Origin of the sequence: Amycolatopsis ruanii (genome assembly GCF_003385175.1) — a bacterium.
Lineage (GTDB): Bacteria > Actinomycetota > Actinomycetes > Mycobacteriales > Pseudonocardiaceae > Amycolatopsis_E > Amycolatopsis_E thermalba.
The window spans coordinates 1-12,810 of record NZ_PQHY01000047.1; the positions used below are offsets into that span (position 1 = coordinate 1).

13 protein-coding genes and 2 tRNA genes are annotated in these 12,810 nt (G+C 70.2%); 5 read left to right on the plus strand and 10 right to left on the minus strand.

Going from position 1 to position 12,810, the window contains the following annotated elements; translation table 11 throughout:
- Positions 1-249 precede the first annotated feature (249 nt).
- From D0D28_RS22960 to leuC, 3 genes are all read right to left on the minus strand, one after another.
- Entirely contained in the window at positions 250-870 is a 621-nt protein-coding gene (locus D0D28_RS22960; protein ID WP_094007376.1) for an HU family DNA-binding protein, read from the minus strand.
- Positions 871-1,097: 227 nt separating this feature from the next.
- Positions 1,098-1,700, minus strand: coding sequence for a 3-isopropylmalate dehydratase small subunit (gene leuD / locus D0D28_RS22965; protein ID WP_094007377.1), 603 nt, complete (start codon positions 1,698-1,700; stop codon positions 1,098-1,100).
- Positions 1,701-1,716: 16 nt separating this feature from the next.
- Positions 1,717-3,132, minus strand: coding sequence for a 3-isopropylmalate dehydratase large subunit (gene leuC / locus D0D28_RS22970; protein WP_116112263.1), 1,416 nt, complete (start codon positions 3,130-3,132; stop codon positions 1,717-1,719).
- Between the two features lie 128 nt (positions 3,133-3,260).
- Here leuC and D0D28_RS22975 point away from each other — a divergent pair, with 128 nt between their 5' ends.
- Both D0D28_RS22975 and D0D28_RS22980 read left to right on the plus strand, forming a co-directional pair.
- Complete coding sequence (locus D0D28_RS22975; protein WP_027931891.1) at positions 3,261-3,980, plus strand: IclR family transcriptional regulator; 720 nt, start codon at positions 3,261-3,263, stop codon at positions 3,978-3,980.
- Positions 3,981-4,019: 39 nt separating this feature from the next.
- A complete protein-coding gene (locus D0D28_RS22980; protein ID WP_094007380.1) occupies positions 4,020-4,646 on the plus strand; it encodes an alpha-ketoglutarate-dependent dioxygenase AlkB in 627 nt (208 codons plus the stop codon).
- Positions 4,647-4,988: 342 nt separating this feature from the next.
- On the opposite strand, the gene D0D28_RS22985 is transcribed toward D0D28_RS22980, so the two are convergent.
- Positions 4,989-5,303, minus strand: coding sequence for an antibiotic biosynthesis monooxygenase family protein (locus tag D0D28_RS22985; RefSeq protein WP_094007386.1), 315 nt, complete (start codon positions 5,301-5,303; stop codon positions 4,989-4,991).
- An 86-nt stretch (positions 5,304-5,389) separates the two neighbouring features.
- Positions 5,390-5,983, minus strand: a complete 594-nt coding sequence (locus tag D0D28_RS22990) for an Rv1733c family protein (protein ID WP_116112265.1) — start codon at positions 5,981-5,983, stop codon at positions 5,390-5,392.
- A gap of 519 nt (positions 5,984-6,502) precedes the next feature.
- Here D0D28_RS22990 and D0D28_RS22995 point away from each other — a divergent pair.
- Together D0D28_RS22995 and D0D28_RS23000 are read left to right on the plus strand one after the other, a co-directional pair.
- Positions 6,503-7,213 carry a hypothetical protein gene (locus D0D28_RS22995; protein ID WP_233157408.1) on the plus strand — a complete coding sequence of 237 codons (711 nt, stop codon included), beginning with the start codon at positions 6,503-6,505 and terminating at the stop codon, positions 7,211-7,213.
- Between the two features lie 4 nt (positions 7,214-7,217).
- The gene (locus D0D28_RS23000; protein ID WP_116112268.1) at positions 7,218-7,817 is read left to right on the plus strand and encodes a class F sortase; all 600 of its coding nucleotides are present in this window, start codon (positions 7,218-7,220) and stop codon (positions 7,815-7,817) included.
- A 37-nt stretch (positions 7,818-7,854) separates the two neighbouring features.
- Here D0D28_RS23000 and D0D28_RS23005 read toward each other — a convergent pair whose 3' ends face one another.
- From D0D28_RS23005 to gltX, 5 genes are all read right to left on the minus strand, one after another.
- Entirely contained in the window at positions 7,855-8,391 is a 537-nt protein-coding gene (locus D0D28_RS23005; protein ID WP_116112270.1) for a GNAT family N-acetyltransferase, read from the minus strand.
- Between the two features lie 118 nt (positions 8,392-8,509).
- Positions 8,510-8,582 (minus strand) — tRNA-Glu (locus D0D28_RS23010).
- A gap of 62 nt (positions 8,583-8,644) precedes the next feature.
- A tRNA-Gln gene (locus D0D28_RS23015) sits at positions 8,645-8,716 on the minus strand.
- 93 nt (positions 8,717-8,809) lie between these two features.
- Entirely contained in the window at positions 8,810-9,502 is a 693-nt protein-coding gene (locus D0D28_RS23020; protein WP_116112272.1) for an HAD family hydrolase, read from the minus strand.
- Between the two features lie 179 nt (positions 9,503-9,681).
- A complete protein-coding gene (gene gltX, locus D0D28_RS23025; RefSeq protein ID WP_116112275.1) occupies positions 9,682-11,163 on the minus strand; it encodes a glutamate--tRNA ligase in 1,482 nt (493 codons plus the stop codon).
- An 81-nt stretch (positions 11,164-11,244) separates the two neighbouring features.
- Here gltX and D0D28_RS23030 point away from each other — a divergent pair, with 81 nt between their 5' ends.
- Positions 11,245-12,471 carry an FAD-dependent oxidoreductase gene (locus D0D28_RS23030; protein ID WP_205413337.1) on the plus strand — a complete coding sequence of 409 codons (1,227 nt, stop codon included), beginning with the start codon at positions 11,245-11,247 and terminating at the stop codon, positions 12,469-12,471.
- The last annotated feature ends 339 nt before the right edge of the window (positions 12,472-12,810 follow it).

A 12,810-nucleotide genomic window follows, 5' to 3' on the forward strand; every position in this document is an offset into this window, starting at 1 on the left:
GGTGGTCATCCCGTCGCCTTCCGGTTTGTGCATATCACCTTGAGCCAGGGCCGCAAGGTTGGCATGGTCGGCCGCCGGTTGGCGGCCCGGGTTGCGGCCCTGGCTCAAGGTGATCGTCCAGTGTCAGACGACGGGATGACCACCCAGCTACCTTGGGTTCACTGCACGGCGCTGGCGCGCCGCTCCCGGAACGCGGCAGGGCCCCCGCGGATCCGCGGGGGCCCTGCCGAGAAGCAATCGCGATAGCTCTTACTTCTTCTTCCGGGTCGTGGTGCTCTTCTTCGCCGCGGTGGTCTTCGCGGCGGTGGCCTTCGGGGCCGCCTTCGTGGCGGTCGTCTTCTTCGCCGCGGTGGACTTCGCCGCCGTGGTCTTCGAAGCCGTGGCCTTCGGCGCGGCGGTCTTGGTGGCGGCCGCGGCGCGGGTGCGCGTGCTGGTGCTGCGGGTCGCGGTGGGACGCGTGGTCGTCGCCTTCGCGGTGGTGGACCGCGACGACGCGGCACGGGTCGTGGTGCCGGTGCTGCGGGTCGAAGCGGCAGCGCTGCGGGTCGAAGTCGTCGTCGTGCGCTTCGCCGCCGTGGCCTTCGGCAGCTTCTTGGCACCGCTGATGACGTCCTTGAAGGTCGTACCGGCGCGGAAGGCCGGGACGTTGGTCTTCTTCACCTTGACCGTCTCACCGGTGCGCGGGTTGCGAGCGGTGCGGGCCGCGCGGGCGCGCTTCTCGAACACCCCGAAACCGGTGATGTTGACCTTCTCGCCCTTCTGCACGGTGCGAATGATGATGTCCACCAGGTTGTCGACCGCCTGGGAAGCAACCTTCTTGTCGCCCAGACGCTCGGAGAGCGCCTCGATCAGCTGGGCCTTGTTGGCCATTCCAGTCCTCCATGAAGAACTACGTGTCACACGGCCACATCGGCCGACTTCACGCACACGGTATTACCAACTCGCCCAAAATTCCAAACGGCGCGCGGAATTTTTCTGCAGGCGGGGCGTGGTTTCCGCCTCCTGAGCGACCCTCGCGGGCCCTTCCGCGCGCCGTTCGGCGTGGTGTGCCCGGCCGATGGCCGGGTGCGAATCCCTTGCTGAGCAGGGAATTCGTGCTAGCCGGCGGCCACCGGGGTGGTCACCGGCTTCCAGCTGGGACGGCCGGCCTCGAACCGGTCGATGTCCTCGGCGTGTCGCAGGGTGAGAGCGATGTCATCGAGCCCCTCCAGCAGCCGCCAGCGGGTGTAGTCGTCGATCGAGAAGGTCGTCTGGAAGTCCTTGGCCCGCACGGTCTTCGCCTCCAGGTCGACCGTGACCTCCGTGCCGGGGTCGTTCTCGAGGATCTTCCACAGCTGCTCGACGTCCGACTGCTCGCACTGGGCGGCCACCAGACCCTGCTTGCCGGAGTTGCCGCGGAAGATGTCGGCGAAGCGGGAGGAGATGACGACGCGGAAGCCGTAGTTCATCAATGCCCAGACAGCGTGTTCGCGCGAGGACCCGGTGCCGAAGTCAGGACCGGCGACCAGCACGCTGCCGGCCTTGAACGGCTCCTGGTTCAGGATGAACGACTCGTCGCTCCGCCAGGCGGCGAACAGGCCGTCCTCGAAACCGGTGCGGCTGACCCGCTTCAGGTAGACGGCCGGGATGATCTGGTCAGTGTCCACGTTGGACCTGCGCAGGGGCACTCCGATGCCGGTGTGCTTCTGGAACGGCTCCATGGTGGTGTGGGCTCCTTCAGTTCAGGTCTTCGGGGCTGGACAGCGTGCCGCGGACGGCCGTGGCGGCCGCGACGAGCGGCGAGACGAGGTGGGTGCGGCCACCCTTGCCCTGCCTGCCCTCGAAGTTGCGGTTGGAGGTGGAGGCGCTGCGCTCGCCGGGGGCCAGCTGGTCCGGGTTCATGCCCAGGCACATCGAGCAGCCCGCCTGCCGCCACTCGGCGCCGGCGTCGAGGAAGACCTTGTCCAGCCCCTCGGCCTCGGCGGCCTGGCGCACCCGCATCGAGCCGGGCACGACGAGCATCCGGACGCCCTGCGCCACCTTGCGGCCCTGGAGCACGTCCGCGGCGGCCCCCAGGTCCTCGATCCGGCCGTTGGTGCACGAGCCGAGGAAGACGGTGTCGACCTTGATCTCCCGCAGCGGCGTGCCCGGCTTCAGGTCCATATAGGACAGGGCCTTCTCGGCGGCGTACCGCTCGTTCTCGTCGGCGATCTGCTCCGGGTCCGGCACCGACTCGCTCAGCGGCAGGCCCTGGCCGGGGTTGGTGCCCCAGGTCACGAACGGGGTCAGGGTGTCGGCGTCGAGGTGGACCTCGGCGTCGAACTCGGCGCCCTCGTCGGTGCGCAGCGACTTCCAGTTCTCGACCGCGGCGTCCCAGTCGGCGCCCTTCGGGGCGTGCGGGCGGCCCTTCAGGTAGGCGAAGGTGGTCTCGTCCGGGGCGATCATGCCGGCGCGGGCGCCCGCCTCGATCGACATGTTGCAGATGGTCATCCGGGCTTCCATCGACAGCGCCTCGATCGCGCTGCCCCGGTACTCCAGGACGTAGCCCTGGCCGCCGCCGGTGCCGATCTTGGCGATGACAGCGAGGATGACGTCCTTCGCGGTGACGCCCGGGCGGAGCTGTCCGTCCACGTTGATCGCCATCGTCTTGAACGGCCGCAGCGGCAGGGTCTGGGTGGCCAGCACGTGCTCGACCTCGGAGGTGCCGATGCCGAACGCCATCGCGCCGAAGGCGCCGTGGGTGGAGGTGTGGCTGTCACCGCACACGACCGTCATACCGGGCTGGGTCAGGCCCAGCTGCGGGCCGATGACGTGCACGATGCCCTGCTCGGCGTCGCCCATCGGGTGCAGCCGGACGCCGAACTCCGCGCAGTTCTTCCGAAGCGTCTCGACCTGGGTGCGGGACACCGGGTCGGCGATCGGGAGTTCGATGTCGACGGTCGGGACGTTGTGGTCCTCGGTCGCGATGGTCAGATCCGGGCGGCGCACCTTGCGCCCCGCCAGGCGGAGACCGTCGAACGCCTGCGGGCTGGTGACTTCGTGCACCAGGTGCAGGTCGATGTAGAGCAGGTCGGGTTCCGCTCCTTCACCGCGGCGCACCGTGTGCGCCTCCCACACCTTCTCGGCCAGTGTCCGCGGCCGCGTGGTGGTCATGTGTGCTCCTCCCACGAGGTTGATTGGGAGCAAAGGAACCCGGGGACCGTCGCGGGAACGTCAGCGACCTCGGGTTCGATTTTCCCAGATTCTGGACTTCCCAAATCCCGGGAAGCTAGTATCGCGTCGTGGGACAGCATAGCTCTTCTGACCAGCAGAGCGGTATCGGCGTTCTGGACAAGGCCGTGGCCGTGCTGCAGGCCGTGGCCGAGGATCCGTGCGGGCTCGCGGAACTGTGCACCCGGACCGGGCTGCCGCGCGCGACCGCGCACCGCCTCGCCGTCGGGCTCGAGGTGCACCGCCTCCTCCGGCGCGGGCCGGACGGCCGCTGGCGCCCGGGTTCCGCGCTCGCCGAACTCGCGGGCGGGACAGCGGATCCGTTGCTGGACGCGGCCAGTTCGGTGCTGCCGAAGCTGCGCGACATCACCGGGGAGAGCGTGCAGTTGTACCGGCGCGACGGGGTCCAGCGCGTGTGCGTGGCGACCGCCGAGCCGATGAGTGGCCTGCGCGACACCGTGCCGATCGGCACACGACTGTCCATGACGGCCGGCTCGGGCGCGAAGGTTCTCGCGGCGTGGTCGGATCCGCACACGCAGCGCACGATCCTGGCGGACGCGGTGTTCGGGGAACGGACCCTGCTCGAGGTGCGGCGCCGCGGGTGGGCGCAGAGCGTGGCCGAGCGCGAGCCGGGCGTGGCGAGCGTTTCCGCGCCGGTGCGGGATTCCGCGGGCAACGTGATCGCGGCGGTGTCGGTTTCCGGTCCGGTGGAACGGATCGGGCGCAAGCCGGGCGCGCGGTGGGCGGCGGATCTGCTGGCGGCGGCGGAGGCGTTGCAGGAACGGCTGTAGCGACTAGAACAGACGTTCGATTTGGGGTAGCCTTGCGGGATGACCGCAGGGCTGCAGGGGTCGCTGTTCGGTCAGGCCGAGGAATGCTCGCTCGGGTCCCTGACCGCGACGCGGCGGACGGAACTGGGCGACGGCGCGTGGATCGATCTGCGGCCGGGCTGGCTGACGGGCGCGGACCTGTTGTTCGAGCGCTTGGCGGCGGACGTGCCGTGGCACGCGGAGCGGCGCCGGATGTACGACCGGGTGGTCGACGTGCCGCGGCTGTTGTGCTTCTACGGCGAGGGCGAGCGCCTGCCGGACCCGGTGCTGGAGGAGGCGCGGGAGGCGCTGAGCCGGCACTACGGCGACGAGCTGGGTGAGCCGTTCCGCACGGCGGGGCTGTGTTTCTACCGCGACGGCCGGGACAGCGTGGCGTGGCACGGGGACACGATCGGCCGGGGTTCGAGCGAGGACACCATGGTGGCCATCGTGTCGGTCGGCGCGCAGCGAAGCATGCTGCTGCGCCCCCGCGGCGGCGGAGCGACCGTGCGGCAGCTGCTGGGCCCCGGCGACCTCATCGTGATGGGCGGTTCGTGCCAGCGGACGTGGGAGCACGCGATCCCGAAGACGAGCCGCCCGGCCGGGCCGAGGATCAGCATCCAGTTCCGGCCGCGCGGGGTGCGCTGAACTCTTCGAGACCGGCGGCGGGCAGCGGCGAAGGCCGCCCGCCACGGCGGAACGCTCACCGCTCGGCAACGACCAGCAGCGGACACCGCGCCCCACGCCGCGGAGGGACGGCGCGGACTCGCCAGGCAATCACGCCGACCGCGCAGGGTGCGCTGAACTCCCAGGCGCAGCGGCAGACACCGCGACCCACCCCACGAGGACGACACCGACCGCACGGTGTGCGCTCACCACTCGGCAACAGACAGCGGCGAACACCACCCACCACGCCGCGGAGGGACCGCACAGGCCCGCCAGAAATCATGCCGCCCGCGCCCTCCGCCACGAAGGATTCCGTCTGCGCGGTCAGGGTTGTCCGTACTCCACTACCACGTCGTAGAGGGCCGGGTTCGGCGCAACGCTTCCCGGCACGTCCCCCATCGCCGCCTGGAAGGCTGGGTTCGTAGTCGCCGCTCGCCACGCCTCGGCGCTGTCCCAGTGCGCCACGTTGACCAGTTGGAAGCGCGCGTCCGGCAGCTTGGCCCGGTGCAACCGGGAGTCCCGGAACCCCGGCGCGTCCCGCATCAGCTTCGCGCGTTCCCGCCACTGCTCGACGAACGCGTCCACCTCGCCGGCGGGCAGTTCGATGACGTTGATGAACGTGACCCCGTTTTCAACCATGATTGAATTCTGGAACCTCGACCGCGCTGGAGATCAACGGGGCGAGACGGAGAACACACGCCACCTCAGGAAACCCCAGTGAACAGTCAGGAACGCGCCCAGCGGTCGCCGAGCGCGGCCCATTCGGCTTCCCACCTCGCGGCACGCCTGCGGTCCAGCACGAAGCGCGTGATCCAGTACGTCGCGGTCAGCACGAGAGCCGCCACGAGCCAGGCGAAGATTCCCGCCAGCGCGCCGGTCGTGGCCGCGTCCGTGGAGCTGATCGGCGCGGGCACCGGGTCCCCGGCCTCGTTGATCCACACCGGGACCGTCGTCCCGGCGGTCGCGCCCGGGTCGGCCGCCACGATGCCCGTCTTCGGCTCCCCGCCGTTGTACGTCCACGTCGCGTGGACCCCGGCCGAGCCGCTCGTCGAGAACGCGCCCTCCGTCGCCGGCACCGGCGTCGGCGCGTCCTCGATCAGCGTCGCGGTCACGAGGTGGCGCGACGCGCGCTGCTCCTCGGACACCGCCAGCTGACCCCCGTACGTCTGGGACCCGGCGAACAACGCCAGCGGAATCGCGACCAGCAGCCCCAGCATCACCACGAACAGCAGCGCAGCCTCGACCCGGTCGGACGTTCTGGCCAACGGGTTGCGACCGATGTGCAGGCGCCGCCAGAAACGCCCGATTGGTCCGGTCACGGTCGAATCCCCCTTCCTCTGCTACCTCGGCAGGCACAATCGCGATACCCACTGTGCCGCGCCCGTACCCGAATTGGCACTGAAACGAGACCAAGACCGCTGTGAGCCACCCCTCACAGCGGAACAAGATCGGGATGTCTCCATGCTGGCACCGGTGAACGGTTCACGACATCGACCGAAAGGGCTTTCCCCCAGCACGGGAGGACACGCTCAGTGATCGCCTGGACCTGGCGATCCACGATCCCGGCCGATCTCGTGGGATATTTTCCAGCGGAGCGAGCCTGGTCGCGGCGGCGACGGACTGTTATCGTCCGTTGATGTAACGCGCTGATTCGCGATCGTCGATTAGGGCGTTCGCGTTACACATTTCCGCGACAATTTTCATCACACCCGTTTTCGTTTCTCCCCGTGATCGAAATCGGGCAGGATCACGCGTGCGCCTCAGCCAGAAGAGTGATGACGCGCGCGCCGGGGGCGGTCGGGGTCACCGCGCGTCTCGAAAACACCAGTGGAGTCACTTTGCGTAAGCCCTTGGGCCGCCTCGCGGCGGCCGTGATCAGCGGTGCGCTGATCAGCCTCACCATGGCTCCGGCCGCGCTCGCCGAGGAGAGCACGACCCCGGAGGTCACCACCACGACCTCCGCGGCGCCGGAGAGCACCGAAACCTCCGCGCCCAGCTCGGCCGCCGAGACGACGAGCGAGACGTCCTCGGCCGCCACGGCGACCAGCCAGCCGAGCCTCACCAGCAGCCCGGCCACGACGTCCACCACGACATCGCCCGGCACGACGGAGTCGAGCCAGCCGACGTCGACCTCCGAGAGCAGCACCCCGGAGGAGCCGCCGTACCAGGACGACGTCGCCTACGGCATCGACCTCGGCGACGGCACCGGCGTGCTGATCATCGCGTGCGCCGCCGGCCAGCCGACCGACGTGTGGTCGCCGGACTTCGACATCCTCGACGGCCCGTACCAGGAGGAGCAGGACGGCCGGTACTGGGACTACCTGGTGCAGCTGCACGAGGGCAAGTCCTTCGACGCCGGCAACGTCACCGCCGACTGGACCTGCGCGGGCGCCCCGCAGGGCGGCGGGTCCTCCGGTGGCGGCGTGGCTCCGGTCCCCGGCTCGGGCGAGGCCGACGAGTGGCAGCAGAGCAACGGTGGCGACGCCCAGGTCTCGTTCGCGCCCAAGCAGGGCGTGGAGACCGGCGCCGGCGGCACCGCCCGGTTCTGACGCCATGCGCAACCCGTTCGCCGGCCGGGGCGGTCGCGTTCTCGCGGCCGCCCCGGCGGTTCTGCTCGCCCTCGTCCTGACCGGCTGCGGCTCCGATCCCCAGCCCACGCAGACGGCGGCGCCCACCACGTCGGTCCCGGTGACCAAGCCGTACGACAAGCTGCGGCCGACCCAGGTGCGGATCCCGAAGATCGGCGCCGAGTCCTCGCTCATCTCGGTCGCGGTGAACAAGGACGGCGAGATCGCGGTGCCCTCGGTCGACAAGCCGATGCAGGCCGCCTGGTACCGCCTGTCCCCCGTGCCCGGCGACGTCGGCCCGGCGATCATCCTGGGTCACGTCGACGGCAACCGCCAGCCGGGCATCTTCTACAAGCTCAAGGACGTCCGGCCGGGTGACGAGATCTTCGTCGACCGCAGCGACGGCCAGCAGCTGAGGTTCGTGGTCGACCACACCACGCAGGTGCCCAAGGACCAGTTCCCGCAGGACGCGGTCTACGGCAACACCGACAAGCCGCAGCTGCGGCTCATCACGTGCGGTGGCGTGTTCGACCACGCCGAGCACAGCTACACCGACAACATCGTCGTCTACGCGAACCTGGCGTGACTCCGGTGGCACCGCGGCCCGCCGCGGTGCCACCGGCTCACCAGACGTCCCCGTCGCGCCAGTCGCAGGTCAGCTCCCCGTCGAGGTCGAGCGACCCCCCGAACACGAAGACCCCGCCCGCTTCTTCGGGCGTGGGCGTGATCCCGGACGGCGTCAGCGCCGACAGCGGCCCGCGCCAGCACATCCAGCCGCGTGCGCGGTAGAACGGGATCGCCTCATCCGACGCGCTGAGCACACCCACCTCGTACGCCTCGCGAATCACACGCTCCAGTGGCGCCATCACCAGGCCGCCGTAGCCGCGCCTGCGGCGGTCGGCACGCACTCCGACGGCCTCCACGTAGCCGGTGCGCCAGGCACGCCCCTGGTGGATCATCCGGCGCTGCACCACGGACGCGTGGGCGACCAGTTCCGGCCCCTCCCACAGCAGCGCGTGCACGCCGCCCAGGGCGTGCTCCCAGTCGTGTTCGGTCAGGTCGCCGTCGAACACCTCGGACAAGAGGTCGTGGGCCGCGCGGAGGACCGGTGCGCCGAGATCGGCGGTGTGGGCGATCCGGAGGTTCGTGATCTCGGCCATGCCCGGAGGTTAAGCGCCGCCCCGGCGGCCTGTCACGTGAGTTGTCCAAGGTGGACGAGCGCTTTTCGTGCCAGGACAAGAAAAAACCGCCAGCCTGGTGGCTGGCGGTCCTTCGGTGTACCCCCGATGGGATTCGAACCCACGCTACCGGCGTGAGAGGCCGGCGTCCTAGGCCGCTAGACGACGGGGGCTAGGAAGTTGGTCTTCCGTGTTGCGAGAGGAACCTTACCAGAGCGGGTTTTTCCTCTTGCAGCTGGGGTACCAGGACTCGAACCTAGACTAACAGAGCCAGAATCTGTCGTGCTGCCAATTACACCATACCCCAACGGTTTGCCACTCCGATTCGCGACTCGGAGCAGCTCCGCTGGGAAGAAATATAGCCTAGCCCCGTCAGCGGTGCGTAACCGGGGGGTGGGGTTCAGCGCTGGGCCGGCACGCCGATCCGCGCGAACTCGCTGACCAGCAGCTGCGGGAGCTCGTCCAGGCCGCCGATGACGTGCACACCCTCCGGCACCGCCGTGTCACCCCCGGTGCGATCGAGCCAGACGCCCTCCAGGCCGGCGTCGCGGGCGCCCACGGCGTCGGTGTGCAGCTTGTCCCCCACGTGGGCGGCCTCACTCGGGTCGCAGTCGAGCACCGCGCACACGGAGTGGAACATCACCGGATCGGGCTTGGCGGCGCCGACCTCCCCGGCGATGGCGACGTGGTCGAAGAAGCGGGTGAGCCCCAGGTCGGCGAGCTTGGCCCGCTGGTGGGCGCCGGAGGCGTTGGTCACAGCGGCGATGAGGACGTCCGCCGCGCGCAGCCACTCCAGGCACGGCAGGACGTCGTCGAACAGGCGCCACGAGGTGCGCAGCACCTCCTTGCGGCGGCACTCGAACCGGGCCACGTCCTCCGCTTCCAGCACGATGCCGATCTCGGCGAGGAAGCACTGGGTGCGCCGTTGGTGCATGGACGCGTAGTCGATCTCACCCGCGACCACGCGGGCGACGTGCCAGTCGGTGATGCGCTCCCACAGCGGCCACAGGTCGCCGCGGCCGATGAGCAGCGACAGCGCGCGCTTGCCCGCGGAGGTGAAGTCGATCAACGTGTCGTCGATGTCCAGGCACACCAGCCGCAGGCTGGACGGTCTCCACGGATCCGCCGGATCCCCCAGACCGGGCTCGGGGACACGGACGCGGGTAGGTGTGCCGGGACGCGCAAAATCCACCCAGCGAGGCTAGGCGAGAACTACGCTGAGCGGTTCGGCCGACAAGGTGATTCAACGCGTCGATTCGACCGCGATCGGTTCTACTCTGCGTTGCCGGGCAGAGCGTTACGCAGACGTCCGAGTGAAACTTCCCGCCCGAGCAGCTCCATCGACTCGTACAGCGGCGGCGACACGGTGCGACCGGTGATGGCGACGCGAACCGGGGCGAAAGCCTTGCGCGGCTTGAGGCCCAGGCCCTCGACCAAGGCGTCCTTGAGCGCCTGCTCGATGGCCGCGGTCTCCCACGACGGCAGCGCCTCCAGCGCCTCGATCGACGCGCGCAGCACGGGTTCGGCGTCCGGCTTGAGGTTCTTGGCGGCCGCGTCCTCCTCGGGCGCGAACTCCGCCTCCGGCACGAACAGGAACCGCACCAGCGGCGCCGCGTCGCCCAGGACGGTCACCCGCTCCTGCACCAGCGGCGCGATGGTGCGCCACGTGGTGAGCTGCTCTTCGGACGGTTCGGCGGGCAGGACCCCGGCCGCCTGGAGGTAGGGCACCACGCGCTGCGCGAAGTCCTCGGCGTCCAGCGCGCGGACGTGCACGCCGTTGATCGCCTCGGCCTTCTTGACGTCGAAGCGGGCCGGGTTGGCGCTCACCTTGGAGATCTCGAACGCCCGCACCAGCTCGTCGACGGTGAAGGTGTCCCGGTCGTCGGCGATCGACCAGCCGAGCAGGGCCAGGTAGTTCAGCAGGCCCTCGCGGATGAAGCCGCGGTCGCGGTAGTTGAACAGGTTGGACTGCGGGTCGCGTTTGGACAGTTTGCGGTTGCCCTCGCCCATCACGTACGGCAGGTGGCCGAACTCGGGCGTGAACTCCGCCACGCCGATCCGCTCCAGCGCGCGGTACAGCGCGATCTGGCGAGGCGTGGACGGGAGCAGGTCCTCGCCGCGCAGGACGTGCGTGATCCGCATCAGCGCGTCGTCGACCGGGTTGGTCAGCGTGTAGAGCGGGTCGCCGTTGGCGCGCACCAGGACCGGGTCCGGGATGGAGCCGGCCGGGAAGCTGATCTCGCCGCGCACCAGGTCGCCCCAGGCCAGGTCCTCGTCCGGCATGCGCAGGCGCAGCACCGGGACCCGGCCCTCGGCGCGGTAGGCCGCGCGCTGCTCCGGGGTGAGGTCGCGGTCGAAGTTGTCGTAGCCGAGCTGCGGGTCCTGCCCCTTGGCCCGGCGGCGCTCGGCGACCTCCTCGTTGGTGGAGAACGCCTCGTACAGCTCGCCGGCTTCGAGCAGGCGGCGCGCGATGTCGGCGTAGATGTCGCGGCGCTCACTCTGCCGGTACGGGCCGTACTCGCCACCGGCGTCGGGACCCTCGTCCCAGTCCAGACCGAGCCAGCGCAGCGCCTCCAGCAGTTGCTGGTAGGACTCCTCGCTGTCCCGGGCGGCGTCGGTGTCCTCGATGCGGAACACCAGGCTGCCACCGTGGTGCCGGGCGAAGGCCCAGTTGAACAGCGCCGTGCGGATGAGCCCCACGTGCGGGGTTCCGGTGGGCGACGGGCAGAAGCGGGCGCGGACTGTCTCAGTCATAACCCGTTCAGCCTATCCCGCTTGACCAGGCGTTCGGAGAGCGCCATGCTGGTCTTATTCAACAGGAGATGAATTAAGGGGATGGTGGCCATGAGCGAGCGCACGACCTGCCTCGTCGCCGGGGGCGGACCGGCTGGAATGGTGCTCGGGCTGCTGCTCGCGCGGGCCGGGGTCGAGGTGACGGTGCTGGAGAAGCACGCCGACTTCCTGCGGGACTTCCGGGGCGACACGGTGCACCCGTCGACGCTGACGCTGCTGGACGAGCTGGGGCTCGGCGAGCGGTTCGGCAAGCTGCCGCAGAGCAGGCTGGACACGGTGTCGGTGCCGGGGCCGCCCGCGCTGACGATCGCGGATTTCCGCAAGCTGAAGGTCGCGCACCCGTATGTCGCGATGGTTCCGCAGTGGGACCTGCTGGACCTCCTGGCCGAGGCGGGCCGGGCCGAGCCCACGTTCCACCTGCGGATGAACACCGAGGTGACGTCGCTGATCTCGGAGGCGGGCCGGGTCGCCGGGGTGCGGTACCGGACGGCGGAGGGGACGACGGGTGAGATCCGGGCGGACCTGACGGTGGGGTGCGACGGGCGCTGGTCGGTGGTGCGGCGGGAGGCGGGGCTGCGGCCGCGGGAGTTCCCGGTGCCGATCGACACGTGGTGGTTCCGGCTGCCGCGGGACGGGGACGAGAAGGCGGAGCTGACGCCCGGGATGCGTGACGGGCACTTCGCGGTGGTCATCCCGCGGGAGGGCTACTTCCAGATCGCGTACCTCGCGGCGAAGGGCCTCGACGGCCGGTTGCGCGCGGAGGGGGTGGAGGCGTTCCGCGACCGGATCCGCAAGGTGCTGCCGCAGCAGGCGGACCGGGTGGACGCGATCACGTCGATGGACGACGTGAAGCACTTGGACGTGCGGCTCAACCTGCTACCGCGCTGGCACCGCGAGGGGGTGCTGTGCATCGGGGACGCGGCGCACGCGATGTCGCCGATCGGGGGCGTGGGGATCAACCTGGCGGTGCAGGACGCGGTCGCGACGGCCCGGTTGCTGGCGGGACCGGTGCGGCCGGGCCGGGTCAGCGGAGGTGACTTGGAACGCATCCGGCGACGCCGCCTGCTGCCGACGCTGGTGGTGCAGGCGATCCAGCGGACGATGCACCGGATGGTGATCCGCCCGGTGATCGAGGGACGGCGAAACGGGCCGCCGCGCGCCCTGGTGGCGGTGATGAACGCGATCCCGGTCGCGCGGCGGATTCCCGCTTACGTCATCGGGGTGGGCTTGCTGCCGGAACACGCACCGAAGTGGGCCCGGCGGGATTGAGGCAGGAGCGCGAACCCGGCGGCCGGCGACGCAAGCGGCCCGGCACCCGGCTGACCGCGCGGCAGCCCTGCGAACCTCAAGCCGGCAACGCAAGCGGCCCGGCACCCGGCTGACCGCGCGGCAGCCCTGCGAACCTCAAGCCGGCAACGCAAGCGGCCCGGCACCCGGCTGACCGCGCGGCAGCCCAACAAACCGCCGGCCGGCAACGCAAGAAGACCGACCACGCCCCAGACCTCCCCCGCCCCCGATCCACAGCCGATCTTTGGTCGCCGACCAGGCGTGTCAAGGTACTCTTTCCCGCCTTGACACGCCTGCTCGGCGACCGAAACACAATCAGGC